The 23,533-nt window shown below is 73.0% G+C and carries 26 protein-coding genes; 12 read left to right on the top strand and 14 right to left on the bottom strand.

Features of this window, described 5'->3' with window-relative positions:
- Positions 1–109: 109 nt before the first annotated feature.
- A complete protein-coding gene (locus EDF64_RS17430; protein WP_133521225.1) occupies positions 110–505 on the bottom strand; it encodes a hypothetical protein in 396 nt (131 codons plus the stop codon).
- Positions 506–613: 108 nt separating this feature from the next.
- Between EDF64_RS17430 and EDF64_RS17425 the strand changes: the two genes are divergently transcribed.
- The gene (locus EDF64_RS17425; protein ID WP_133521224.1) at positions 614–3,187 is read left to right on the top strand and encodes a helix-turn-helix transcriptional regulator; all 2,574 of its coding nucleotides are present in this window, start codon (positions 614–616) and stop codon (positions 3,185–3,187) included.
- Positions 3,188–3,557: 370 nt separating this feature from the next.
- On the opposite strand, the gene EDF64_RS17420 is transcribed toward EDF64_RS17425, so the two are convergent.
- Positions 3,558–3,920 (bottom strand): sterol carrier family protein, encoded by a 363-nt coding sequence (locus EDF64_RS17420; protein ID WP_133521223.1) that lies wholly within the window; start codon positions 3,918–3,920, stop codon positions 3,558–3,560.
- Between the two features lie 57 nt (positions 3,921–3,977).
- Between EDF64_RS17420 and purD the strand changes: the two genes are divergently transcribed.
- Together purD and EDF64_RS17410 are read left to right on the top strand one after the other, a co-directional pair.
- Positions 3,978–5,246 carry a phosphoribosylamine--glycine ligase gene (gene purD / locus EDF64_RS17415; RefSeq protein WP_133521222.1) on the top strand — a complete coding sequence of 423 codons (1,269 nt, stop codon included), beginning with the start codon at positions 3,978–3,980 and terminating at the stop codon, positions 5,244–5,246.
- Positions 5,243–6,112, top strand: coding sequence for a phosphoribosylaminoimidazolesuccinocarboxamide synthase (locus tag EDF64_RS17410; protein ID WP_133521221.1), 870 nt, complete (start codon positions 5,243–5,245; stop codon positions 6,110–6,112). Before purD ends, EDF64_RS17410 begins: the two co-directional genes overlap by 4 nt.
- Before the next feature lie 207 nt (positions 6,113–6,319).
- Here the strand turns inward: EDF64_RS17410 and EDF64_RS17405 are convergent, their stop codons facing one another.
- Entirely contained in the window at positions 6,320–7,513 is a 1,194-nt protein-coding gene (locus EDF64_RS17405) for a PP2C family protein-serine/threonine phosphatase (protein ID WP_133521220.1), read from the bottom strand.
- Positions 7,514–7,656: 143 nt separating this feature from the next.
- Here EDF64_RS17405 and EDF64_RS17400 point away from each other — a divergent pair, with 143 nt between their 5' ends.
- Genes EDF64_RS17400 through EDF64_RS17380 form a run of 5 tightly spaced genes read left to right on the top strand, consistent with a single transcriptional unit; the run spans position 7,657 to position 11,655 of the window.
- Entirely contained in the window at positions 7,657–8,595 is a 939-nt protein-coding gene (locus EDF64_RS17400; RefSeq protein WP_133521219.1) for an ABC transporter ATP-binding protein, read from the top strand.
- Entirely contained in the window at positions 8,592–9,362 is a 771-nt protein-coding gene (locus EDF64_RS17395; RefSeq protein ID WP_208108941.1) for an ABC transporter permease, read from the top strand. Before EDF64_RS17400 ends, EDF64_RS17395 begins: the two co-directional genes overlap by 4 nt.
- A gap of 59 nt (positions 9,363–9,421) precedes the next feature.
- The gene (locus tag EDF64_RS17390; protein ID WP_166645804.1) at positions 9,422–10,690 is read left to right on the top strand and encodes a sensor histidine kinase; all 1,269 of its coding nucleotides are present in this window, start codon (positions 9,422–9,424) and stop codon (positions 10,688–10,690) included.
- On the top strand, positions 10,687–11,313 hold the full coding sequence (locus tag EDF64_RS17385) for a response regulator transcription factor (RefSeq protein ID WP_133521217.1): 627 nt from the start codon (positions 10,687–10,689) through the stop codon (positions 11,311–11,313). The genes EDF64_RS17390 and EDF64_RS17385 overlap by 4 nt, the downstream gene beginning before the upstream one ends.
- A 21-nt stretch (positions 11,314–11,334) precedes the next feature.
- Positions 11,335–11,655, top strand: a complete 321-nt coding sequence (locus tag EDF64_RS17380; protein ID WP_133521216.1) for a hypothetical protein — start codon at positions 11,335–11,337, stop codon at positions 11,653–11,655.
- Positions 11,656–11,781: 126 nt separating this feature from the next.
- On the opposite strand, the gene EDF64_RS17375 is transcribed toward EDF64_RS17380, so the two are convergent.
- A complete protein-coding gene (locus tag EDF64_RS17375) occupies positions 11,782–12,513 on the bottom strand; it encodes an alpha/beta fold hydrolase (protein WP_133521215.1) in 732 nt (243 codons plus the stop codon).
- A gap of 294 nt (positions 12,514–12,807) precedes the next feature.
- Between EDF64_RS17375 and EDF64_RS17370 the strand changes: the two genes are divergently transcribed.
- Positions 12,808–13,344, top strand: coding sequence for a hypothetical protein (locus EDF64_RS17370; protein ID WP_133521214.1), 537 nt, complete (start codon positions 12,808–12,810; stop codon positions 13,342–13,344).
- On the opposite strand, the gene EDF64_RS17365 is transcribed toward EDF64_RS17370, so the two are convergent.
- Genes EDF64_RS17365 through EDF64_RS18545 form a run of 4 tightly spaced genes read right to left on the bottom strand, consistent with a single transcriptional unit; the run spans position 13,341 to position 16,274 of the window.
- On the bottom strand, positions 13,341–14,198 hold the full coding sequence (locus EDF64_RS17365; protein WP_166645803.1) for a helix-turn-helix domain-containing protein: 858 nt from the start codon (positions 14,196–14,198) through the stop codon (positions 13,341–13,343). The two genes, EDF64_RS17370 and EDF64_RS17365, sit on opposite strands and share 4 nt — an antisense overlap.
- Before the next feature lie 53 nt (positions 14,199–14,251).
- Entirely contained in the window at positions 14,252–15,067 is an 816-nt protein-coding gene (locus EDF64_RS17360; RefSeq protein WP_133521212.1) for a helix-turn-helix transcriptional regulator, read from the bottom strand.
- The gene (lepB, locus tag EDF64_RS18550; RefSeq protein WP_243736448.1) at positions 15,064–15,708 is read right to left on the bottom strand and encodes a signal peptidase I; all 645 of its coding nucleotides are present in this window, start codon (positions 15,706–15,708) and stop codon (positions 15,064–15,066) included. Before lepB ends, EDF64_RS17360 begins: the two co-directional genes overlap by 4 nt.
- Before the next feature lie 2 nt (positions 15,709–15,710).
- Positions 15,711–16,274, bottom strand: coding sequence for a hypothetical protein (locus EDF64_RS18545; protein WP_243736447.1), 564 nt, complete (start codon positions 16,272–16,274; stop codon positions 15,711–15,713).
- Positions 16,275–16,384: 110 nt separating this feature from the next.
- Here EDF64_RS18545 and EDF64_RS17350 point away from each other — a divergent pair, with 110 nt between their 5' ends.
- Both EDF64_RS17350 and EDF64_RS17345 read left to right on the top strand, forming a co-directional pair.
- On the top strand, positions 16,385–17,161 hold the full coding sequence (locus tag EDF64_RS17350; RefSeq protein ID WP_133521210.1) for an SDR family oxidoreductase: 777 nt from the start codon (positions 16,385–16,387) through the stop codon (positions 17,159–17,161).
- Positions 17,162–17,519: 358 nt separating this feature from the next.
- Complete coding sequence (locus EDF64_RS17345) at positions 17,520–18,404, top strand: VOC family protein (protein ID WP_133521209.1); 885 nt, start codon at positions 17,520–17,522, stop codon at positions 18,402–18,404.
- 173 nt (positions 18,405–18,577) lie between these two features.
- On the opposite strand, the gene EDF64_RS17340 is transcribed toward EDF64_RS17345, so the two are convergent.
- The 6 genes from EDF64_RS17340 to EDF64_RS18350 are packed head-to-tail and all read right to left on the bottom strand — an operon-like array spanning position 18,578 to position 22,864.
- Positions 18,578–19,654 carry a hypothetical protein gene (locus EDF64_RS17340; protein ID WP_133521208.1) on the bottom strand — a complete coding sequence of 359 codons (1,077 nt, stop codon included), beginning with the start codon at positions 19,652–19,654 and terminating at the stop codon, positions 18,578–18,580.
- 53 nt (positions 19,655–19,707) lie between these two features.
- Positions 19,708–20,304, bottom strand: a complete 597-nt coding sequence (locus EDF64_RS17335) for an ATP-binding cassette domain-containing protein (RefSeq protein ID WP_243736446.1) — start codon at positions 20,302–20,304, stop codon at positions 19,708–19,710.
- The gene (locus EDF64_RS17330) at positions 20,301–21,344 is read right to left on the bottom strand and encodes a peptidoglycan-binding domain-containing protein (protein WP_133521206.1); all 1,044 of its coding nucleotides are present in this window, start codon (positions 21,342–21,344) and stop codon (positions 20,301–20,303) included. The genes EDF64_RS17335 and EDF64_RS17330 overlap by 4 nt, the downstream gene beginning before the upstream one ends.
- Complete coding sequence (locus EDF64_RS17325) at positions 21,344–21,967, bottom strand: hypothetical protein (RefSeq protein ID WP_133521205.1); 624 nt, start codon at positions 21,965–21,967, stop codon at positions 21,344–21,346. The genes EDF64_RS17330 and EDF64_RS17325 overlap by 1 nt, the downstream gene beginning before the upstream one ends.
- Positions 21,967–22,578 (bottom strand): hypothetical protein, encoded by a 612-nt coding sequence (locus tag EDF64_RS18355; protein ID WP_166645802.1) that lies wholly within the window; start codon positions 22,576–22,578, stop codon positions 21,967–21,969. Before EDF64_RS18355 ends, EDF64_RS17325 begins: the two co-directional genes overlap by 1 nt.
- A 1-nt stretch (position 22,579) precedes the next feature.
- Positions 22,580–22,864: a hypothetical protein gene (locus tag EDF64_RS18350; protein WP_166645801.1), complete on the bottom strand. Its 285-nt coding sequence runs from the start codon at positions 22,862–22,864 to the stop codon at positions 22,580–22,582.
- Positions 22,865–22,966: 102 nt separating this feature from the next.
- On the opposite strand from EDF64_RS18350, the gene EDF64_RS18345 reads away from it, so the two are divergent.
- Positions 22,967–23,533 (top strand): GNAT family N-acetyltransferase, encoded by a 567-nt coding sequence (locus EDF64_RS18345; RefSeq protein ID WP_166645800.1) that lies wholly within the window; start codon positions 22,967–22,969, stop codon positions 23,531–23,533.

The following is a 23,533-nucleotide window of genomic DNA, read 5'->3' as shown; positions in this document are numbered from 1 at the left end:
CGCGGTACCACCCACACGAACCATCCCCGGATCTCGAACCGACTAATCAGTCCAAGAACCGGGGACCAGTCCACTGGCACCGCGCCTCCAGGCCGTCACGGGGTCGCGGCTACGGCCGCTGGTCGCCGTGGTCCTCGATCTCGCCGTCCACCGTCTCGGGCGGGAGCTCGACCTCGACGCGCTCCGCCGTGAGGCGGGCGGCACGTCGTGCGAAGACCCGGTCGAGCACGACGGCGACGACGGCGCCGACGAAGGCGCCGATGGTGACGCCCCAGAGGCTGAAGTACCCCACCAGGCTGCCGAAGCTCGCGGTCTCCTGCTGGTCGCCGCGGTCGATGTTCATGGTCGCCGACACCACGATGAGCGTCGCGATGAAGCCGAGCACCGCGCCGCCCACGATGAACACGCCGAACTTCGGGGCACGGCGGATCGTGACCTCGTCGGAGGAGGAGACGGCGTTCGGCGCCGGGGCCGGTCGTTCGTCGGGTCGGTCGGTGTCGCTCACCTCTCCATTGTCCCCCACTGTGGGACGTGCTCCGGCCTGCACGAGGGGCCCGATCCAGGAGAGGATGGTTCCAGACCGGTCGGTATCCCAGTGGGAGGAGTGACGCGCATGCGAGAACGCAGTGCCCGTGGTGCTCGTGTCCCCGCTCGGGTGGCGTGGCCGATCCTGCAGCGCCGGGAAGAGGACCGGGCCGTCGCGGTGGTCGCCGAACACCGCTGGAGCGTCGCCCTCGTCGGCGCACCGGGCATCGGCAAGAGCTCCGCGGCCGCCCGCGTGACCGACCGGGTCGCCGGACGCGACACCTCCGGCCGCACGCTGGTCGTGCCGATCACCGCCGTCGCCGCGAGCCGGTCGATGCCCTTCGGCGCCGTCGCGGAGCGCTTCGGCGAACTGCCGGCGTCCCTCGCCGAACTCGTCGGCGGGGGTCGGGCCGAGCAGCGCCTCCGCGCGACCGAGGACCTCGCCGACCGCGACGTCCTACTCCGCGTGGACGACGCCGACCACCTCGACGCGATCTCGGCCCGCTACGTCGCGTGGCTCGTGCGCGAGCAGGGTGCGCGGCTCGTGCTCACCTGCCGCGACTTCGCCGCGCTGTCCGAACCGCTCCGCTCGCTCTGGCAGGACGACCTGCTCGAACGGATCGACCTCGCACCGCTGTCCCTGCACGAGACGTCGTCGCTCATCGCCGAGGCGCTCGGCGCGCAGCTCGAGACCGCCTCGGCGGAGCGCGTGCACCGTGCGACCGCCGGCAATCCGCTCTACGTGCGCGAGGTGGTCCGGGCCGCGCTGGCGTCCGGCGCACTCGAGCAGACCGCGTCCGGCTGGTACTGGCGCGGGCGCGTCACGGCGTCGAGCAGCCTGGCCGACATGTACCGGACCGAGCTCGGTGCGCTGCCGGAGGACCTGCGCGACGTCGTCGACATCGTCGCCCTGGCCGACCCGATCCCGCTCCCTCGGCTGCTCGGGCTGGTGACCGGCGGGGACGTCGACCGGGTGGTCGCACTCGGACTCGTCCGGATCGACTCGCTCGAGGACGGCACCGCGGTCGTCCGCCCGTCGCACCCGCTCGTGGGCGAGGTCGTCCGCGCCCTCGTGCCAGTCGCCCGCCGGACGGCCCTGTTCGCCCGGGCCAACGCCTTCCGGACCGACCGACCCGAGGGCGCCCCGCCGGCCGCACGACTCCGTGCCGCCCTCTGGTCGCTCGAGTGCGGCGTGCTGCCGCGCGTCGAGCAGCTCCTCGACGCCACCCAGGTCGCGGTCCGGCTGCAGGAGCACGAGAGCGCGATCGCCCTGGCGTCGGCGGCCATCCGGACGACGCTCACCCCGACCGAACGCGTCGCAGCGCACTGCCTGCGGTCGCTCGCGCACTCGTACAGCACCGGGCGCGAGGCCGGTCGGTCGGACGCCGAGGCCGCGTGGGCCGTGGTCCGTTCGGCGCCGGACGAGGTCGACGACACGGCGGTGATCGAGGCGTGCGAGACGCTGGCGAACATCCGGCAGTTCCACGACGACGACACCGCGGCCGCCGTGGCGCTCACCGAGCACGCCGCACGGTTCGTGTCCGCTCCGGCCGCCGAACGCCTCCGCCTGCTCCGGCTCGCCCACCTCGGCTGGGGCGGACAGTTCGCGGAGGTCCGCGACGAGCTCGAGCGCTCCGGCATCGTGCACGCCCCGACCGTCCCGTTCGCCTTCCTCTGCCTGGCGCCGTGCGCGGTCATGGGGCTCGCCACGGCCGGACGGCTCGACGACGCCGCGGCCTTCGGCAAGCGGTGCCTCGCGACCGCCGTCGAACACCTCGAGGACGCACCGTGGAGCGTCGGTGAGATCGTCTCGGTCATGCACCAGCTGCAGGTCTGGCGCGGCGACATCGCCGACCTCATCACCGAGGTACCGGTCCGTCGGTCGAACCCGTACCTGAAGTACGACTTCACGCTCGAGCTCATCGGCGACGGCAACCTCGCGATCGCGCAGCGCCGGTGGGACGACGCCGTCGCCGCGTTCTCGGCGGCGTGCGAGCGCTACGACGTCGCCGACCACGGCGGCTTCGCGGCGTACCCGTGGGCACGGCTCGCGATGTCCCACGCGTACGCCGGCCGGACCGAGGCGGCGAGCGCGGCGCTCGAACGTGCCCGCTCGACCCCGCTGCGGGCGATGCGGATCACCGGAGAGCAGGTCGCGGTGACGATCGCCTGGACCGAGGCGGTGCTCGGCAACCCGGCGGGGCTCCGGCACGCCGACGAGATCATCGAGCGGTCGACGGCCGCCGGCTCGTGGACCCCGGTGATGTACGCGGAGACCCTGCACTACACGAACGACATGCTGAGCGGGCGGGACGCCGCCGCGTCCCTCGACCGGATGCGCGCCGCCGCCGAGCGCGTGGACGGACCGCTCGCCGGCGCGATCGTGGAGTACGCCGAGGCGGTCCGGGCCGGCGACCGCACCCGGACGATCGCGGCGCAGGGTGTCCTGGCGTCGCACGGCATGTCGGTGACGGCGGGCCGGACGAAGACGCCGCTGACGAACCGCGAGTACGAGGTGGCGTCCCTGGCGGCGAAGGGGCTGAGCAACCGGCGGATCGCGGAGACGCTCGGGCTCAGCGTGCGGACGATCGACGCGCACCTGTCCCGGGTGTTCACGAAGTGGGACCTGCACGCGCGGACGCAGTTGAGCGAACTGCTCTGAGCCCGACGGGTGCCCGTGGCCCTGCGCTCGTCGTTGCTGGCAGTGCACTCGTCGTCCGTGGCCGTGCGCTCGTCGTCCCTGGCCGTGCGCTTGTCGGACGATCGGTCCTCGATCACGCAGGTTCGTTGCGGAATGCAGCACGACTCGCCGGAACGGTTGACACGGTGTGTCGGATATCGCGTACCTTTGTCCCTGTCGCCGGGTTCGGACCCGTTCGGGTCGGGTCCGAATCCCGGCGGCTTCTCCGACCTGCGTCGTTGAGGGCCGTCGTCTCCTACGCTACGTCGCGGGTCGGTGACGTCACATCAGTAGGTGTTACCTAATTCCGGTAGGACGCCTAACGATCGTCGGTCGTCGAGCCGCACCGACGTCAGTCGTCGAGCCGCACCGGCAGGAACTCCGTCAGGTCCGCACGCGATCCGGACGCACTGACCCGTGCCTGCGCCATCGCCTCGTCCCAGCGCAGCTGACCGGTGGCGAGCGCGAGCCACGTCGTCGCGTCCGTCTCGACCACGTTCGGCGGGGTGCCGCGGGTGTGCCGCGGGCCGGGCACGGCCTGCACCGCCGCGAACGGCGGGACCCGCACCTCGACGCTGTTCCCCGGGACCGCATCGGCGAGCCGCTGCAGCGTCCAGCGGACGGCCGTCGCCAGAGTCGGCCGCGCCGTCGTCCCCTGCTGCACGGCGGCCAGCGCCGCACGTCCCTCGGCGTCCTCGATCCTCCGCGGTGGCATGTCCACAGGCTAGCCGTCGCATCGCAACGGGCGAGTCGTCATCGGTAGGGTGATCGGGTGCGAATCCTCGTCCTCGGTTCCGGTGCCCGCGAGCACGCGATCATCACGGCCCTCCTCGCTGAACAGGCAGGGCACGTCATCACGGTGGCGCCCGGCAACGCCGGCATCGCCGCCGACGTCGAGACGGTCTCCCTCGACCCCACGAACGGTGCGCTCGTCGCCGAGTACGCGCTCGAGAACGGCGTCGAGCTGGTGGTCGTCGGCCCCGAGGCCCCGCTCATCGCCGGCGTTGCCGACCCCGTCCGCACCCGGGGCATCCCGGTGTTCGGCCCGAGCAAGGCCGCCGCGCAGCTCGAGGGCTCGAAGGCGTTCGCGAAGCGCATCATGTCCGAGGCAGGCGTCCCCACCGGGCGCCCGGTGTACGCCGGCACGGCAGAGGAAGCCGTCGCCGCCATCGACGAGCTCGGCGCTCCGTACGTCGTGAAGGCCGACGGGCTCGCGGCCGGCAAGGGCGTCCTCGTGACCGAGGACCGGCAGGCCGCCGTCGACCACGCCACCTACTGGCTGCAGCACGGGCACGTCGTGGTCGAGGAGTTCCTCGACGGTGAAGAGGTCTCGCTGTTCTTCCTGAGCGACGGACACGACGTCCGCCCGCTCAGCCCGGCGCAGGACTACAAGCGCCTCGGCGACGGCGACGTCGGACCGAACACCGGCGGCATGGGCGCCTACTCGCCGCTGCCCTGGCTCGCCGACCGCTGGCCGTCCGAACGCGCCTTCGTCGACGAGGTCACCGACCTGGTCGCCCTCCCCACCGTCCGTCGGCTCGAGCACGAGGGCACGCCCTTCGTCGGGCTGCTCTACTGCGGCCTCATCGTCACCGAGCAGGGCGTGCGGGTCATCGAGTTCAACGCCCGCTTCGGCGACCCGGAGACCCAGGTCGTCCTCCCCCGCCTGGCGACGCCGCTGAGCGCGCTCATGCTCGCCGCCGCGACCGGGCAGCTCGCTGCCGTCCCGACGCCGGAGTTCCGCGACGAGGCAGCCGTCACGGTCGTCCTGGCGAGCGAGGGCTACCCGGAGAACCCGAAGACGGGTCGCATCATCACCGGCATCGACGACGCCAACGCGCGCGAGGGCGTCTCGGTGGCGCACGCCGCGACCGGGGTCCTCGACGGCGAGCTCGTCGCGACCGGCGGCCGGGTGCTGAGCGTCGTCGCGACCGGCGCCGACTTCGCCGAGGCCCGGGACCGCGCGTACGCCGGCCTCGGGGACATCACGCTCGAGGGCGGCCAGTTCCGCACCGACATCGCCGCGAAGGTCGTCCGGTGAGCGCGGCGCCCGTGCTCGACGGCTGGCGGCACGTCTCCTCCGGCAAGGTCCGCGAGCTCTACGTGCCCGAGGGCACTGCCGACGTCGCCAGCGCCTCGGAACTCCTGCTCGTCGCGTCCGACCGTGTCAGCGCCTACGACTTCGCGCTCGAACCGCCGATCCCCGGCAAGGGCGAGCTCCTCACCCGGCTGTCCCGGTTCTGGTTCACGCGCCTCGCTGACGTCCCGAACCACCTCATCGCACCGTCGGCCGGCGGCACCCCGGTGCCCGAGTCCGTCGCGTCGCGGTCCATGCACGTGATGCCGCTCGAGATGTTCCCGGTCGAGTGCGTCGTCCGCGGGTACCTCGTCGGCAGCGGGTGGGCGGAGTACCAGGAGTCCGGCAGCGTCTGCGGAGTCGCACTCCCCGAGGGGCTCGAGAACGGCGACCGGCTGCCCGAGCCGATCTACACGCCGGCGTACAAGGCGCCGCAGGGCGAGCACGACGAGAACATCTCGTACGAGCAGACGGTCGACCTGGTCGGTGAGGACGTCGCCGTGCAGCTCCGCGACCTGTCCCTGCGGGTCTACTCCGAGGCCGCGGCGATCGCGCTCGAGCGCGGGGTCGTCATCGCGGACACGAAGTTCGAGTTCGGGCGGGACGCCTCGGGGCAGATCCGCATCGCGGACGAGGTCCTGACGAGCGACTCCAGCCGCTACTGGGACGCCCGGTCGGGGAACCGCACCGAGTCCTTCGACAAGCAGATCGTCCGCGACTGGCTCAGTGCGCACTGGGACCGGCAGGGCACGCCACCGGTGCTGCCCGAGGCGATCGTCACCCGGACGGCCGAGCGCTACCGCGAGCTCATCGAGCGCCTCGGCGCCTAGCGCAGCCCGCGCCGCGCCGCGCCGCCCGCCGAGCGGGCGCGACGCGCCACTCGCGTTCGCCCAGGTGGCACGAAGTGTCGCCCCGCGACGCCGAGCACGACGTTTCGTGCGCTCTCGGGCGGACGGGCGGACGGCGGCCGAGCGGCCGAGCGGACGAGCGGCCGACCCGCGGGTGGCGCGACCCGCGGAAGCCCGAGCCCGCGCGCGTCAGTCGCGCGCGACCACGACGACCGTCAGGTCGTCCCCCGGGTCGTGCGTCACCGTACGGGCACGCACCCGACCGAGGAACGTGTCGATCTCCGGAGCATCACGCCACATCGCCCCGAGCGCGCCCAGCGACGCGAGCGTGGAGTCCCACAGCTCGAGCGCGCCGTCACTGACGAGCACGAGGACGTCGCCCGGTTCGAGCTCGAGCGTGCCCGTGACACGGTCGGCCCCGACCGGGTGCAACCCGATCGGCAGGTCGTAGGAACGCAGGACGGTCTCGGTGCCGTCGGCGTGCAGCTGGATCGCCAGGCCGTGTCCGGCGTCGGTGAACTCCATCCGGCCGGTCGCGGGGGTCAGGCGTCCGTGGAACATCGTGGCGAACGACTCGGCGCGGTTGAGGTCGGGTCCGACCTGGGCCTCGAGGGCGGCGACGGCACGGTCGGTCGGCTCGGAGCCGCGGGCGAGCAGTGCGCCGCGGATCGTCGCGGCGAGGAGTCCGGCGGACATGCCCTTGCCCATCACGTCGGCGACCGTCACCACGAGGGTGTCCCCGTCGACGTGCCAGTCGTGGAAGTCACCGGAGACGACGCCGTGCGGGACGGACGTGCCACCGATGCGGTAGCCGGGCAGTGCCACCGCTGAGGGCTGCAGGCCGGTGAGCACCGAGCGGAGGCGGTCCTCGTCGGCGCCGGCGGCGAGTTCGCGTTCGGCCCAGACGCCGAGCTCCTCGAGCAGTGCGAGGTCGTCCGGCTCGAGGGTGCGCGGGGTGGGGTCGATGAGGCAGAGCGTGCCGACCTTGAGGTCGTCGTCGCCGGCCCGGAGGGGAACGCCGGCGTAGAAGCGGACGTTCGGGTCGCCGACGACCATCGGCATGTCGGAGTAGCGGACGTCGGCGCGCGCGTCGGGGACGACCACCGGCCCCTCGACCCCCAGGGTCCGGCCGCAGAAGGTGTCCTGCAGCGGGATCGTGGGCCCGAAGGCGTCCGCGCTCTGCTGGGACTTGATCGTGATCGTGTCGAACCCGGCCAGGTTGAGGAACGAGCCGCTCACCCCGAATGCCTCGCGCGCGATGCGGGTGATCCGGTCGAACCGTTCCTCGGCCCCGCCCTCGACCACGTCGAGCGCCGCGAGGAGCGCCGCCCGCCGGACGGCATCCGTCGTGGGGCGGTCGGAGACGACGGGGTCGGAGTGCATGCGTCCACGCTAACGCGCCTACCGGACAGTCGACGTCCCCAGTCCGGAGGACGCGCTCACACCCCACGCCGTGACAGATGTCACGGTCGGATCGTGACGTCCGGCCGGGGCCCGCTGGCCCGCCCGGCACGAGGGTGGTCACCATGAACGACACACCGGTCATCCAGCTCCGCGGCCTCCGCAAGCGCTTCGGCGCCGTGGCCGCGGTCGACGGCGTCGACCTGACGATCCGTCCGGGCGAGGTCGTCGCCCTCCTCGGCCCGAACGGCGCGGGCAAGACCACGACGGTCGACCTCGCGCTCGGCCTCTCCACGCCGACCGACGGCGAGGCCCTGCTCTTCGGCGCGGAACCCCGCGCCGCGGTCGTCGCCGGACGGGTCGGCGCGATGCTGCAGGGCGGCGCGCTGCTGCCCGACACGACCGTCCGCGACGCCGTGGCCCTCGTCGCGGCCGCCCACCGCCGTCCGATGCCGGTCGACGAGGCCCTGCGACGGGCGCGCTGTACCGAGATCGCCGGACGCCGGGTGAACAAGCTGTCCGGCGGACAGCTGCAGCGGGCACGGTTCGCGGTCGCGGTGGTGTCGGACCCGGACCTGCTGGTGCTCGACGAGCCGACGGCCGCGATGGACGTCGAGGCCCGGCACACGTTCTGGTCGTCGATGCGGGAGTTCACCGATGCGGGGCGCACGGTCGTGTTCGCGACGCACTACCTCGACGAGGCCGACACCTTCGCGGACCGCATCGTCATCATGCGGGCCGGTCGGATCGTCGCCGACGGCTCCCCCGCCGAGATCAAGGCGATCACCGCCACCCGCACCGTCCGGTTCTCCGGGGTGGGCACCGACGCACACGTCGCGTTGCGCGGTCTGCCGGGCGTCGTGGGCGGCCTGGAGGCTCGACACGACTCCGTCACGCTCCGTTCCGACCGCAGCGACGACACGCTCAGGGCCCTGCTCACCGCGTTCCCGCAGGCGTACGACATCCAGGTGGTCGCCTCGACCATGGACGACGCGTTCCTCGCCCTCACCGCCGACCCCGCCACCGCTGGCGCGGGCACCGCCCCCGAAGGAGTCCTCGCATGAGCACCGTCACGACAGCCGGCCGTCTGCCGATCCGGTACGTGTACCTCGAGACGAAGCGGCAGCTCCGGAACGTCCGCGCGATGGTGTTCACCTTCGCCGTCCCCGTGGTCATGCTGCTCGTGTTCGGCTCGGCGTTCGGCGGGCAGCTGGACCCGACGACACGCCTGCAGTACCTCGTCGTCACGACGCTGCAGATGGCCTCGTACGGCGCCATGATGGCCGCGCTGAGCCAGGCGTTCGCGATCGTCAACGAGCGCTCGATCGGCTGGAACCGGCAGCTCCGCGTCACGCCGTTGTCCGGGTGGGGGTTCATGGTGTCGAAGGTGATCGCCGCGATGGCCTTCGCCGCGATGTCGATCGCCATCACCGTGCTCGTCGCGGTCGTCGGTCTGCACGCCTCGCTCGACGCCGGACATTGGCTCGCCGCGGCGTTCGGGATCTGGTGCGGGGTGGTCCCGTTCGCCCTCATCGCGATCCTGATCGGGCAGTTCGCCAAGCCGTCGTTCGCGCAGCCGCTGTTCATGGTCGTGTTCATGGGCCTGGCGATCCTCGGCGGGCTCTGGGTCCCGCTGAGCGTGATGCCGGATTGGATGGGCTCCGTCGCCCACCTGCTGCCGTCGTACTGGCTGAACCGCATCGGGCAGATGGGTGCCGGGGCGACCGGTGAGGCCGGCATGCTCGAACCCGCGATGGTGCTCGCGGGGTGGGCGCTCCTGCTGTCCGCGGTGATCGTGTGGCGCTACCGCCGCGACGCCGCGCGACAGTGACCGACGGCACGACGATGCCCGACCGCGCGACGGGGGCCGACGGCCCTACGCTGGCACCGATGTCCGAGGCGACCAGCACGACGGAGGCGCGGGGCGCGGTCGACGCACCCCGCGCCTCCCGGCCCGCCCCGCGTTCGTTCCCGTGGGCCGTCCCACCGGAGGCGAGCGACGACGACATCCGCGTCGGCCGCCGCCGCTGGTACGCCGGCGCGGTCTTCGCGCTCCTCTGGCAGGTGCTCGAGGTCATCGCCGTGTGGACCGACGGCCGGAGCCTCCGCGCACACGTGGTGTCCTCCATCGCGCTCGCCGTCGTCTACGCGGCGTACCTGTTCGCGCCGGAGCTGATGTGGCGTCGGAGCCTCCGGGGCAGGGTGGTCGTCCTCGCGGGCGTCGCACTGCTGGCCGGACTCCTGCTGCTCGTGGTCGGGCCGCTCGCGGTGTGGACGTGGCTGCTCGTCGCTGCACTCTCCGGGTTCGTCGCCGAACGGTTCTGGGTGGCCGGCGTGGTGGTGCTCGGCATCGTCGGCGCGCAGTTCCTCGTCGCCGCGAGCACCGGCTGGGACACCGCGGTGAACAGCGGCATCCTCTTCGCGCCGGTCATCACCGTGTCCGTGGGCGCGTCGATGCTGTTCTTCGGCCGGCAGCGCGAGGCCGAGCAGCGGCTGGGGTTCGCGCAGGACGAGATCACCCGGCTGGCCGTCGTCGAGGAGCGCGCACGGTTCTCCCGCGACCTGCACGACGTGCTGGGCCACTCGCTCACCGTCGTCGCGATGAAGTCGGAGCTCGCCGCACGGCTGGTCGACGTCGACCCGGCGCGTGCGAAGGCCGAGATGCAGGACGTCGAACGGCTCTCCCGCGACGCCCTGCAGGGGCTCCGCCGAGCGGTCAGCGGCTACCGCGAGGCGGACCTCGACGCCGAACTCGTCTCGGCCCGCTCGGCGCTCTCGGCCGCCGGGATCGACGCGGTGCTCCCCGCCGACGGCTCCGCAGCCGGCGACGAGGTCCGCAGCCTGTTCGCCTGGGTCCTGCGCGAGGGCGTCACCAACGTGATCCGGCACGCGGCGGCCAGCCGGGTCCGGGTGACCCTGACCAGGACCCGGCTGACGATCGAGGACGACGGGACCGGTTCGACGGCGGCGACCGGAGCGGCGGCGACCGCGGCGACCGGAGCGCGGGCCGGCGCGGGGGCCGGCGGGGCGTTCGACGTCACCGGCGGCAACGGGCTCCGCGGCCTCCGGGAACGCGCCGACGCCGTCGGAGCGACCCTCACCACCGGCACGAGCGACCTCGGCGGCTTCCTGCTCCAGGTCGAGAGGAGTCCTCGATGACCGACACGATCCGGGTCCTGCTCGCCGACGACCAGGCGCTCGTCCGCGGCGCCCTCGCCTCGCTGCTGTCGCTCGAACGGGACATCGAGGTGGTCGCCCAGGTCGCACGCGGCGACGAGGTGCTCGACGCCGCACGGGCCTCCGGTGCCGCCGTGGCCCTGCTCGACGTCGAGATGCCCGGGGCCGACGGCCTCACCGCGGCCGCGACCCTGGCCCGCGAACTGCCGACGTGCCGGTCCCTCATCGTCACGACGTTCGGCCGCCCGGGGTACCTCCGCCGTGCCCTCGAAGCCGGTGCCGCCGGCTTCGTCGTGAAGGACACCCCCGCCGAACAGCTCGCCGACGCCGTCCGCCGGGTGGCCGGTGGCTTCCGCGTCGTCGACCCCGTGCTGGCCGCCGAGTCCCTCGCCGCCGGGCCGTCCCCGCTCACCCCGCGGGAGACCGACGTCCTCATCGCGTTCCGGACGGCGCCGACCGTGGCCGGGGTCGCCGGCACGCTGCACCTCTCCGAGGGCACCGTGCGGAACCACCTGTCGTCGGCGATCGGGAAGACCGCGGCGCGCAACGCGACGGAGGCCCTGCGGGTCGCGGCGGACAACGGCTGGCTGCTCGGGACGGCGTGAGCACGGCGTAGCCTTGGCGGTGTGCTCCGTCGTGTCGTCCCCGTGCTCGTCCTCGGTGTCGCCGCCGCGCTGACCCTCGCCGGCTGCGGCGCCCACGACTCGACCGGGCAGGTCTCGGTCACGGTGTCGGCCAACGCGGCGGACCACCCCTACGAGGTCAAGGTCTTCGCGTCCACCGGCAAGCTGTCCGAGCACCAGCGGGTGTTCCCCGGCGGCACGGCGGACTTCGCCGGCGTCCCGCTCGGCGAGGTCACGGTCCGCGCGGCGGACCTGTGCCCGCAGAAGACGACCGTGTCGAACGGCGAGGTCGCGACGGTCACCCTGACGACGACGGGCTGCTGACCACGACGGGCTGCTGACCGCCCCGGGAGGTCGCCTCACGGGGGTGGAACGGTGGCCGGCCGGGAGGCGCGGTGCGCGTCGGACGCGCACCGCGCCTCCCGGCCGTGGTCGTGTCAGGCCCGCGCGTCAGGCGGTCGCGTCGGTGCTGCTCGTTGCCGCGACGGCCCGCTCGATGACGTCGGCGATGTCCTTCGGGTGGGTCTGCATGACGAGGTGCGGCGCGGGCAGCTCGGTCACGTCCGCGATGCCCGCGCGGGTGTAGCCGAAGCGCTCGACGTCGGGGTTGATGGTGTGGTCCTCGCTGGAGACAATCGCCCAGGCCGGCGTCGTCTTCCACGCGGCGACCGAGGCGGGCTCACCGAACGCGGCACCGGAGAGCGGTCGCTGCGAGACCGCGAGCACCTCGGCGACCCGGGGGTCGACACCGGCGGCGAAGACCGCCGGGAACGCGTCGACCACGACGGAGACGTCGGTGCCGTCCTCGGCACCCGCGACCGGGTAGGGCGTGTAGACGAGGTTCGCAGCGAGGTCGGAATCCGGGAAGCCGCCCTGCAGCTGGCCGAGGCTCTCGCCCTCGTCGAGGACGTAGCCGGCGACGTAGACGAGGCCGACGACGTTCTCCGCGGCACCCGCGACGGTGATCACCGCACCGCCGTAGGAGTGGCCTGCGAGGACCACGGGACCGTCGACGTGCTCGGCGACGGCGCGGACCGAGGCGGCGTCCTCGGCGAGGCTGCGGTTGTAGACCGGCGGCACGATGACGGTGTGGCCGCGGTCGAGGAGCTCCCGGGTGACCGGGGCCCAGCTGGCGGCGTCGGCGAAGGCGCCGTGCACGAGGATGATCGTCGGTGTCGTCATGGTTGCACTCCCTGTGTGCGTGGAACGTGGCGGGCAGGGCCGGGCGAGTCGTCCGGCCAGCGGCGGGCGCGGCGCCCGGCGTCGTCACGCTAGGGCCGATCGGGCACCGCGGTCCTGGCCCTGCCGTTCCCCGTCACGTCGCGCCGGCGGACGTGCGGATCGGCTGGGACCCGCCGCTCCGCCGGTCTCGGTGGGGTGACCGCCACCTCGATCCGCGGCGCGGGCACCCGGCCCGACGTTCGGGGTCCTGGCGGGGTCCCCCTCCGCCCGGGGGTCCGCCGGTACCGTGGCCGGATGGAGCACGGAGACGGGCCGACGACGGAGTCGGTGCAGGAGTTCGTCGACGCACTGGCCGAGCCGGTCGTCGTCCTCGACCGGCACCTCGATGTGGTCGCTGCGAACCGGATCGCCGGGTCGGTGTCGGCGTCGCTGACCGTCGGCACGAACCTGGCGCGCTTCACCTTCCTCAACCCGTACGTCGAGGAGTCCGCCGACGACTGGGAGGACTCGGCGCACCGCACGGCCGCGATGCTCCGGGACTCGCTCGAGCAGCACGACGAGGACCCCCGCTTCCGGGAGCTCGTCGGCGAACTGATGGCCCGGAGTCCGGCGTTCGCCTCGGAGTGGGCGGCCGGGGGCGACGAGCCGGCCCGCCGGGGGCTGACGACGTTCGAGAACCCGCTCGTGGGGCGCGTGGTCCTGCGGTGGGAGCAGCTGCGCCGACCGGACGACCACGAGCACGTCCTGGTGGTGTGGGTGCCGGTCGACGAGGCGTCCGCCCACGGGCTCGAGGCGCTGCGGGACCTGCTCCGGGGCGAGCCCGAGTCCTAGCCCGCGGTCTGCTCGCCCTCGACCGGGGTGCGCCGGTTCGTCCGCTGCTGCACCTGGGCGGCCAGGTACGCGACCGCGGCCGCCTCCGGGGTGCCGGGGTCCACCCAGAAGGTGACGAGCACGTGGCTGCTCCCGGGGATCGCGAGGTTCTGCCAGCGGAACTCGACCCAGCCGATCGGGTCGATCCAGTGGCGTGAGAGTCCGGTCCGCTGCTCCGCGACGTCGTGGCGCGCCCAGATCGCCGGGAAGTCGGGGTCCTGCAGGGTCAGGGTGCCGACGATCTCCTGCAGCCGCGGGTCCTCGGGGTCGGCGTGCAGCCGCAGGGCCGCGACGACGCGGTGTGCCGTGCCGTGCCAGTCGACGGCGTGCTCCCGCGACGCGTACGTGAAGATCTGCAGGACGAGGTTCGCCCCGGGTTCCATGTAGCCGGGCCCGAGGGCGCTCGCGAGGGCGTTCGACAGGATGATGTCCTGGTTGCGGTCCATCACGAACGCCGGGGTGTGCGCCCACTGCGCGAGCAGCGACCGGACGGAGTCGTCGATCCCGGGAGGCGCGGCTCCCGGTTCGCGGACCCGCTCGGCGTGGGCCAGCCGGCGCATGTACCCGGCGGCCTCGGCGTCGAGCAGCAGTGCGCGGGCGAGGGCGGCGAGCACCTGGTCCGACGGCTGGTGGTCGCGGCCGCGCTCGAGTCGCAGGTAGTACTCGGCGCTGATGCCGGCGATCCGGGCGACCTCTTCCCGCCGGAGTCCGTCGACGCGGCGCCCCGGATCGCGAGGGAGTCCGACCTGCTCGGGCTGGACCAGCGCCCGACGCGCGCGGAGGTACTGCCCCAGCTCGGATCGTCGCTCGTCCACGGATGCAGGATAGCCGGAAACCGCACGGAAGAGAACCACCGTTCTCTCGTGGGTCAGTCGACCGTGCGGCCACTCCGGCGCATCGACTCGTTCGGGCCCTCTCCGAACCGCTGCCGGTAGTGCGCCGCGAAGCGTCCGAGGTGCGCGAACTGCCACCGGTGCGCGACGTCCCGCACGGTGCGGATGCCACCCCACGGCGCGGTCAGCTCGAGGTGCACGCGGTCGAGCCGGACCTCGCGCAGGTAGCGCATCGGCGACACGGCGAGCCGCCGCCGGAAGAGGTCCTGCAGCCCCCGCTCGCTGAGCCCCGCGCCCACGGCGATGTCCGCGACCTCGATCGGCTCGCCCGCGTGGTCGTGCACGAACCGGATCGCCCGCCGCAGCCGGTGCTCGACGTCCGAGCGCGACCGGGTGAACGTCGACAGGACCACCGTCGCCACCCGCCGGTTCAGGGCGGTGCGCTCGACGTCGTCCAGCGTCGGGTCGAGGATCCGGTCGGCCACCTCGCGCAGCAGGGCGAGGAGCGGCGCCACCCCCGGGTCGTCGGGCTCGGGCTGGACGAAGACCGACGGTTCGTCCGCGTCACCGAGGGCGGAGGGCGCGACGTGCAGCAGCGTCATCGCGGTCGCATCGGTGTCGAACGCGTACGCCACCGGCGCGGAGAGCATCATCGGCCGCCCGACCGGCACCTGCCACACGGTGCCGTCGTCGTCGGTGAGCACGGCGTGCCCGTCGGCGAGGACGAACACCACGTGGTCCGGACGCGGACCGATCGTGCCGGTCTGCCGTCCCTCGGTGCGGATGCGGCGCAGTGCGACCTGATCGTCGCCGCCGGTCTCGTACACGGAGGTCGGTTCGGGTGACGTCACGGTGTGCCTCCGGTCGACGACGGGTCGGGGACACCGTCCCACACGTCGCCGTGCCGCGACAGCACCGTCCACCGCGACACGGGCCAGGTCGTCAGGAACGCGCGCCCGACGACGTCCGCCACCGGGACGGTGCCGTGCACCCGCGAGTCCGCGGAGTCGTACCGGTTGTCCCCCATCACCCAGAGCCGCCCGGCCGGGACGGTGACAGAGAAGTCCTCGGACGAGACGCGGTCCGACCCCGGTGCGAGCACCACGTACGACTCGTCGACCGGGTGCCCGTTCACCGAGAGCCGGCCCTGCGCGTCGCAGCACGACACGGTGTCGCCGGGCATCCCGATCACCCGCTTGATCAAGTCGTCGCCCTGTCCCGCGGTGAGCCAGCCGCCCGGGTCCTGGAAGACCACCACGTCCCCGCGCTGCACCGGCACGACCCCGGGCACGAGTTCGTTCACGAGCACCCGGTCGCCGATCAGGAGGGTGTTCTCCATCGACGCCGAGGGGATGTAGAAGGACCGGACCAGGTACGCCTTCACCAGGAACGACGCCAGCACCGCAGCGACCACGATGATCGCGACGTCGCGGAGGAACTTCCACCCCGGGCGGCTCGACGCGTCACCGCCGTGCGCGGGCGCCTTCCGCACGCTCAATGCGTGAGCACCACCTTGACGAACCCGATGACGAACGCGACCGCCGCGAGCACGATGCCGCCCCACAACCCGAGGAACGTCGGCCGCTTCCCGCTGAACCGCTGCATGAACACGCCGACCATCCCGATGCGGACGACCAGGATCACCGTCGCCGCGATCTGCGCCCACTCCGCCGGCAACCAGCCGATCCACGCCGCCGTGTAGAGCACCGCGGGGATGAGTCCGGACGTCGCGATCGGGTTCGCGTTCCGCACGATGGTCGCCACCGACTCGCGCCGGGCGTCGTCGGACGTCTCGTCGGCGCCGAGACCGTGTGCCACGAGGTGCGACAGCACGTGCGCGAGGTACGTCAGGACCGCCGTCGCGAGCACCGTGAGGACCGCCGCCCCGTGGTGGATCTGGTCGGGGTTCACCGCGATGGCCACGGCGAGCACCGTGATGTTGCCGTAGATGTACGACGACATCCGGTCGCGCACCTGGTCGAGTGGGAAGGTCGCGGGGTCCGGACGGCCACCGCGCCCGTCGCGCGGCCGGTCCGGCAGACGTCGTGAGCGTGGCATCCACCCATCTTGGCCCCGGGCGGCGCGGCTGCGCCGACAGGACACCGGGTGCGATGCCAAGCTGGGTGCGCCGGCGCACCGTTGCGACGGACAGACTGGAGGCGCGACCCATGTCCCACAGACCCCTCGCCCTGGTGACCGGTGTCGGTCGACGAGCCGGGATCGGCGCGGCGCTCGCGCTGCGGCTGGCGACCGACGGCTGGGACCTGGCCATCTCGTGGTGGGGCCCGTACGACGCCCGCGTGCACGGTGCCGCCGATCCGGAAGGCGTCGACGCCGTCGTCGCCGAGTGCGAGCACGCGGGTGCACGCGTGACGCGCCTCCCGGTCGACCTGGCCGACCCGGAACAGGCGGCCGCGCTCGTGGGCCGCGCCGAGACCGAGGCGGGCGCCCCGGTGACCGCCGTCGTGCTGTCGCACTGCGAATCGGTGGACTCGGACTTCGCCACCACGACCCTCGAGTCGTTCGACCGGCACATGGCCGTCAACGTCCGCGCACCGTTCCTCGTCGTGCAGGCGTACGCGCGCCGGCTGCGCGAGGGCGCGCCCGCTCCCGAGGACCGCCGCCGGGTGATCGCGCTCACGAGCGACCACGTCGCGTTCAACCTGCCCTACGGCACGAGCAAGGGCGCGCTCGACCGGCTGATCGTCGGGGCGGCGCAGGAGCTCGCGGACGTCCACGTCAGCGCGAACCTCGTCAACCCGGGGCCGAACGACACCGGGTGGATGACCGAGGAGATCCGGCAGTCGGCGATCGCGCAGACCCCGGGCGGGCGGACGTCGATGCCGAGCGACACGGCGGCGCTCGTCGGGTTCCTCTGCGGGCCGGACGGCGGCTGGGTGAACGGGCAGTTGCTGAAGTCGGACGGCGGGTTCAGCGCGAAGTAGGCGTCCGCGCGCACGTGTCCCGTCGTCGTGTTGCGACGGCGCGCGCTCGGCGACCGGGGGCGCGGACTCGTGTCCCGTCGCCGCGTTGCGACGGCGCGCGCTCGGCGACCGGCGGCGCGGACTCGTGTCCCGTCGTCGTGTTGCGACGGCGCACGCTCGGCGACCGGGGGCGCGGACTCGGAACGACATCGCCGATGTCGTACGACGACCGCTGTGTCGTACCCGCGCGCGTACAACTGTTGCGCGCGCTGGCGTGCGTCATGACCGACGTCGTACGACATCGGCGTTGTCGCATGCCCGACGCTGGCGCTGCGACCATTTGGTTGACGCGTCAACCATTTCGGCGCACACTGGTCACATGCACACGCAGGACCTCCTCGCCGCCGACACCGGCATGGGCGCCGTCACCCTCCGGGTCGCGGACCTCGACCGGATGATCGGGTACTACCGCGACGGCGTCGGTCTGTCGCTGTTCTCGAACGCGGGCGGCACCGCCGTGCTCGGACGTCCGTCGCCGTCCGGCGTCGCCGTCCCGATCGTCATCCTCGAGCACGCGCCGGCGATGCAGCACGCCGCCCCGCACGAGGCCGGCCTGTTCCACACCGCGATCCTGTTCGACACGAAGGCCGACCTCGCCGCCGCCCTGTACTCCGTCGCGACGAAGTTCCCGCAGACGTTCACCGGCAGTGCCGACCACCTCGTCAGCAACGCGTTCTACTTCACCGATCCCGAGGGCAACGGCGTCGAACTGTACTGGGACCGCGACCGGACCGAGTGGTCGTGGACGCACGGCATGGTCGACATGGCGACCATCTACGTCGACCCGAACGAGTTCCTGCGGGAGAACCTGACCGCCGATGCGCTCGACGGAGTCGCCGCCGCTCCCGGTCGGGTCGGCCACGTGCACCTGTCCGTCGGCGACGTCGACACCGCCCGCTCCTTCTACGTCGACCAGCTCGGCTTCGAGACGACCGCGGGGTGGGGCGAGGCGCTGTTCGTGAGCGCCGGCGGCTACCACCACCACATGGCGATGAACACGTGGAACTCCCGCGGTGCCGGACGCCGCCAGCTCGCGCTCGGCCTCGGGCTCGTGCGGATCGAGGTGCCCGGAGCGGACGACCTCGGGGCGCTGGTCTCCCGCATGCACGACACCGGGGTGCAGACGGCGGACGACGGCCGGACGGTCGCGTTCGAGGACCCGTGGGCGAACCGCATCGAGGTGACGGCGCCCGGTCGCGGCTGACGCGCGGCGAGGGCGCCGCCCGTCCCGCCCGTCCCGTCCCGTCCCGTCCCATCCCGCCCGAGTTTCGCGCTGAGCGACACTTCTCGCGCGTGGTGCCGCGTGAACTGTCGCTGAGCCCGAATCTCGGGCCGCGCGCCCCGAATCTCGGGTCGCGCGCCCCGAATCACGGTCGGTCACCTCGACCGGAAGTAGCGGTGCAGCGACCGTTCACGGATCGCCACCGCAGCGACGGCGCCGCCGACGAGCACCGCGACGAGTCCGAGCACCGACGTCGCCGCCGCCTCGAGCACGATCGGCACGGCGTCCTCGCGGGGGAGCCCCCGGACGAGCACCACGGCCGCACTCACGGCGACGAGGGCACCGACCGTTCCCCAGACCAGGTGCTGCAGCACGACGCCGAGCACCTGTGCACTCCGCGGGACCCCGACGTGCAGGTCCGACGCGAACGCGAGGCGACGACGCACGACCGCCGCTCCCCCGACCACGAGCCCCGAGAACACCGCAGCGCCGAACGGGACCGCCGCCGACTCGCTGGCCGCCGGCGTGAACACCGCCCCCAGCCGCGAGTTCAACTGCCCGACCGTCGGACGGTCCTCGCCGTCGAGCCCGATCGCCGGCAGCACGGTCCTGCGGAGCATCGCCGGGGTGTCGTCACGCTGCGGCCACACCGTCAGCCAGCAGGCGTCGAAGGGCTGCCCGTCGTCGGCGGTCGGGGCGAGGAGCGCGTACTCGAGGTCCGGGTCCCGGCCGTCGTCCGGGTGGTCGTAGACGGCCGCGACCTCGGTCCCGCGACCGTCCTGGGTCACGAGGGGATCGCCCGGATCGACGCCGAGGGCAACGTGCACCGCTGACGACACGACGACGCCGGCGACGCCCGTCGTGCCGGTGACCCCCACGACGTCGAGCACGCCGGCCGTGACCTCGTACGTCGGGACCGCCGATCCGGGCAACGCGGCGGGGGCCGTGCCGGCGTCGAGGCGGCGCAGCGCTCCGGACGCGACGACCCCCTCGGTGTCCGCGAGGGCGTCGCACACCCGGCCGTCGATCCGCCCCTCGGCACGTTGCACCGTCGTCGCGGCGCCGCTCGTGACGAACACCGCAGCTGCCCGGACGTCCTTCGCGACCGCCGCCGCCCGGAGCCCGACGACACCACCGAGCAGGACAGCGAGGACGACTGCCCCGGTGACGGCCCACGCGGCACCAGAGGTGACGTCCCGCCAGGCCTCGCGCGCGACCTCGCGGAGGCCCATCGACCGTCCGTCCGACCCTCGCCGTCTCCCACCGTCCCCCAGCGGGTTGCGCCTCACCGGTACCGCCCGAGGTCGAGCACGCTGCCGCACGCGTCACGCGTGTCGTCGTCGTGGGTCGCGACGACCACGACCGTCCCGGACGCGGCGAGCGCACCGATCGCATCGTTGACCTCGGCCGCGGTCGCCCGGTCGAGCTGCGCCGTCGGCTCGTCGACGAGCATGAGGTCCGGGCCGCTGGCGATGCCGCGCGCGAGCATCAGCCGTTGCGCCTCACCGCCCGAGAGCTCGGCGTACCGTGCGTGCGCCCGGTGGCCGAGCCGGAACCGGTCGAGCACCTCCAGCGCATGCGCGTCCGCCGTCCGCCGGTCGGCGCCGGCCGCGAGGAACGGCAGCGCGACGTGGTCGAGGACCCGTCGCCGGGCGACGCCGTACGGGTTCTGGAACACCCACAGGGGACGACACCCCTCCGGCCGGACCACCGTGCCGTGGCTCGGACGGAGCATCCCGGCCAGGATCGCCAGCAGGGTCGACTTACCGGAGCCGCTCGGGCCGACGACGCCGGTCACCGTCCCCTCGGCGAAGACCCGATCGACGTCCTGGAAGAGCACCGCGCCGTTCGGCCAGGCGTGCCCCACGGCGTCGAGGGTCACCGGCACGAGCGAGACCGGTCCGGGGCGGCGCGGACGCGGTCGAGCACCCGTCCCTGCGGCGCCCGGACGAACGACTGCCCGAGTTCCGACCCGAGCACCTCGACCCGGAGGGGCTTCCCCGATGTCGGTTCGACGCAGGCTCCGCCACTCCGGAGGTCCCAGAGCGCGGTCGGTGGGAGCACCTGGACGGTGCGCGGCCGGCTGAGCGTCCACGTCGCGGGCAACGTCGGCACGCCCTCGGCCGAGGCAACGGTCGCCGCGTACTCCGGCAGCGCCGCGACGGCGGCGAGCGCCGGTGCCGACGAGACCACGCCACGGGCATCGATCGGGACGTCGACGGCCCCGATTCGGAGGACGCGTTCGCCCGGCGCCGGGTCGACGGGCAGCGTCTCGATGCGCGCTCCCCGGAGCTCGGCGGGCAGCTCGACGAGGACCCCGTCAGCCCCGACCGGCGCCCCGACGACCGCCGTGCACGACCGGACGGCGTTCTCGGCCGCCGGCACCCACGCGAACGGATCGCGCGGCACCCCGTCGTGCGGGAGGCTCCCGCTGACCACGCCCCGGTCGGTCAGGAACCGGTGTGCGGCACGGATCGTCCCCCGCCCGAGGATCCCGTCGACGGTCAGGACGGCCCCGAGTCGCCCCAGCTCGCGTTGCAGCCCCTCGACGTCGTCACCGCGATCGCCGAGCTCGAGGTCGCGCCACATCGGGCCGTCGGTCGCCAGGGCGATCACCGGCTGTCCGTCGACCGTGGCGATGCCCGAGCCGCTCCGGAGCGGCGCGCCCGTGGAGCACGACGACGCGGTCACCGTGCCGACCCGAGTCGTGACGACCGCACCCGGTGCGCCGGTGTCGAGCGCGAGCTGCACCTGCCGCTCGTCGGCGTCCGTCCGCTCGGTCACGCGCACGGTCGTGGCCGGGAGGGCGGTCCGGAGCGCCGCGGGCGGCTGGGCCGGCAGCACGACGACGAGCGCGGCGGCCATCCCCGCCGCCACCACCATCGATCCCAGCGCCAGGAGCGCCGCCGACGGGAAGCGCATCAGCGGTCCCGCCAGAGCCCGAGCGGATCGAAATCGCACTGTCTCGCGGGCTCGCTCGTGGAGTCGAACGGCAACGTGTCGGCGTCGGAGTCGTCCCGCCACTGCTGCTCGGTGTACCCGTTGTCCACCAAGCCGGCCGCGATCAAGCACGGCACGGTGATCTCCGCGTCGTCACGCCGTTCAGGGTTCCGTCTCGTCTCAGCGAACAGGTAGGTGACGTACTCGTCGGACTCCTTCTCGCAGGCGCGGAGGATCGGGTCGGAACGTTCGAAGAAGCCGTCCGGGTAACGCTCGTCCAACGACACCAGCTCGAACCCGCCGTCCGGGTCGTAGTCGATCGAGAGCCCCGAGTCGGCGAGGCACCGGTCCACGCGGTCGTGCGCGGCTTCCACCTCGGCGGACGTCACCGCACCGTCCGCGAGGATCTCGGCTTCGAAGGCAGAGACCCCGTGGTCGAGGGCAGCCCGGAACTCATCGGTCCACGGGCCGGCCGACTCGAGTCCGCCGGACGGGACGGTCGGCTTCGGTTCCTCCGATCCACCAGCCGAGCACGCGGCGGTCGTCAGGACGAGGGCGGTCAGCATGGACCCGAGCGCCAGGAGCGCCGCCGCCGGGAAGGGCATCAGCGGTCCCGCCAGAGTCCGAGCGGGTCTTCTCGACACTGCACCGCATCCGCGGACCACTCGTCGAAGGAGAAGACGCCCGCGTCGTACTCGTCGCGCCACCGACGCTCCGTGTACCCGCGATCGACCAGGCCCGCAGCACGGAGACAGGCAACGCTGATCTCCGCTTCGTCCTGCTTCTCCGGGTTCCGCCTGATCTCGTTGAACAGCTGGGTCACCGTGCTGTCGTAGGTTCCCGAACACCGGACCATGTACCCGTTGACGGTGTCGACGCCGTCGTCTTCATGCCCGGGCAGCGGCTCGGATTCCGAACGCCCATCGTCCGATGTCGTGTAGCGGTGCCCGAGGTCCTCCATGCAGGCGCTCGCCCGGGCCTGTGCCTCCAGGAGCTCCGCCGCGGTGATCTCCCCGTCCTCGATGATCCTCGACTGGTAGTCGCTCAGGTCCGCCGCAGCAGCCTCCGCGAACTCCCCCGCCCACGGCCCTGCCGCCGAGTAGTCGCCAGCCTCCGGCGAGTCCGCACCGGAGGTCCCGTCGGGTGCACCAGCACACCCGCTCAGGACGACGACGGTGAGGAGCAGTGACGAGGCCCAGCACGTCCGCCGCCGCACGTCAGGCCCGGACCATGCCGTACTGCGCGATGTTGGCCCAGCAGGCGGTCTGGAACGACCACTGGTTCCCGCCGACGACGTTGCCCCACTTCATCGCGCCGCTCTTCAGCCGGTTGAAGTGCTGCGCACGACCGCACCCGGAGTCGTTCTTCCCCTTGCTCTGCGTGACCTGTCGCCAGCACGATGCGGCGTTCGCGTCCGGCGCGGTCGCACTGTCCAGCGCGATCCCTCCAGCCACGACGGTCCCCAGCACGGTGGCACCCAGCAGAACGTTCTTGATCGACATCGATCTCCCCAACTCGTCGTTGATACTCATGTATCACCGTTAACGTATCGACGAGATCGGCGTCGGGCAACCCGTGTCGGGAGAACCCGGCAGGATGGACCCGTGACTGAAGACATCCGGTGGGAAGTCGTCGAGGAGAGCACGCTGTCGCTCCCCGACCACGAGGCGATCGCAGCGCTCCTGGGGCAGGCCTTTCCTGACTGGTCGCACTGGTACGTGGGTGGTCGGAGCTGGTCCGGGATGCAACCGGAACGCCGGGTGCTCGCGCACGACGCCGACGGGGTGGTGCTCGCCCACGTCGGCATCCGCCGCATGTTCGTCACCGTCGGCGGCCGGGACGTCCTGGTCGGCGACACGGGGCTCGTCGCCGTGTCGCCGCGACTGCAGGGAACCGGTGTGGGTCGCGAGCTCATGACCCGGACGCACGCGGTCCTCGACGGACTCCAGGTGCCGTTCGGGTTCCTCGGCGCCGGCGAGAACCGGATCCCGTTCTACGCACACCTCGGCTGGCACGAGCTCGACGACGTCGTCGGCACGTTCTCGGCGTTCACGGCCGAGGGCGCGGGCATCAGCAACACGGAGCAGGGCGGCTGGATGGTCCGGCCGGTGGCCGAACCACTGGAGGACTGGCCGACCGGACCGATCTGGCTGAACGGCCAGCAGGTCTAG

It is taken from the genome of Curtobacterium flaccumfaciens, from assembly GCF_004361695.1.
Classification (GTDB): domain Bacteria; phylum Actinomycetota; class Actinomycetes; order Actinomycetales; family Microbacteriaceae; genus Curtobacterium; species Curtobacterium flaccumfaciens_B.
The sequence above is the reverse complement of the archived record's forward strand: the minus strand, read 5'-3'. Positions and strand labels throughout refer to the sequence as shown.

Excerpts from the sequence above, each read along its gene's own strand:
- EDF64_RS17425 (WP_133521224.1), top strand. The coding sequence starts at position 614 with ATGCGAGAACGCAGTGCCCGTGGTGCTCGTGTCCCCGCTCGGGTGGCG.
- EDF64_RS17420 (WP_133521223.1), bottom strand. The coding sequence starts at position 3,920 with ATGCCACCGCGGAGGATCGAGGACGCCGAGGGACGTGCGGCGCTGGCC.
- EDF64_RS17405 (WP_133521220.1), bottom strand. The coding sequence starts at position 7,513 with ATGCACTCCGACCCCGTCGTCTCCGACCGCCCCACGACGGATGCCGTC.
- EDF64_RS17400 (WP_133521219.1), top strand. The coding sequence starts at position 7,657 with ATGAACGACACACCGGTCATCCAGCTCCGCGGCCTCCGCAAGCGCTTC.
- EDF64_RS17395 (WP_208108941.1), top strand. The coding sequence starts at position 8,592 with ATGAGCACCGTCACGACAGCCGGCCGTCTGCCGATCCGGTACGTGTAC.
- EDF64_RS17390 (WP_166645804.1), top strand. The coding sequence starts at position 9,422 with ATGTCCGAGGCGACCAGCACGACGGAGGCGCGGGGCGCGGTCGACGCA.
- EDF64_RS17385 (WP_133521217.1), top strand. The coding sequence starts at position 10,687 with ATGACCGACACGATCCGGGTCCTGCTCGCCGACGACCAGGCGCTCGTC.
- EDF64_RS17375 (WP_133521215.1), bottom strand. The coding sequence starts at position 12,513 with ATGACGACACCGACGATCATCCTCGTGCACGGCGCCTTCGCCGACGCC.
- EDF64_RS17370 (WP_133521214.1), top strand. The coding sequence starts at position 12,808 with ATGGAGCACGGAGACGGGCCGACGACGGAGTCGGTGCAGGAGTTCGTC.
- EDF64_RS18545 (WP_243736447.1), bottom strand. The coding sequence starts at position 16,274 with ATGCCACGCTCACGACGTCTGCCGGACCGGCCGCGCGACGGGCGCGGT.
- EDF64_RS17350 (WP_133521210.1), top strand. The coding sequence starts at position 16,385 with ATGTCCCACAGACCCCTCGCCCTGGTGACCGGTGTCGGTCGACGAGCC.
- EDF64_RS17345 (WP_133521209.1), top strand. The coding sequence starts at position 17,520 with ATGCACACGCAGGACCTCCTCGCCGCCGACACCGGCATGGGCGCCGTC.
- EDF64_RS17340 (WP_133521208.1), bottom strand. The coding sequence starts at position 19,654 with ATGGGCCTCCGCGAGGTCGCGCGCGAGGCCTGGCGGGACGTCACCTCT.
- EDF64_RS17330 (WP_133521206.1), bottom strand. The coding sequence starts at position 21,344 with ATGCGCTTCCCGTCGGCGGCGCTCCTGGCGCTGGGATCGATGGTGGTG.
- EDF64_RS17325 (WP_133521205.1), bottom strand. The coding sequence starts at position 21,967 with ATGCCCTTCCCGGCGGCGGCGCTCCTGGCGCTCGGGTCCATGCTGACC.
- EDF64_RS18350 (WP_166645801.1), bottom strand. The coding sequence starts at position 22,864 with ATGTCGATCAAGAACGTTCTGCTGGGTGCCACCGTGCTGGGGACCGTC.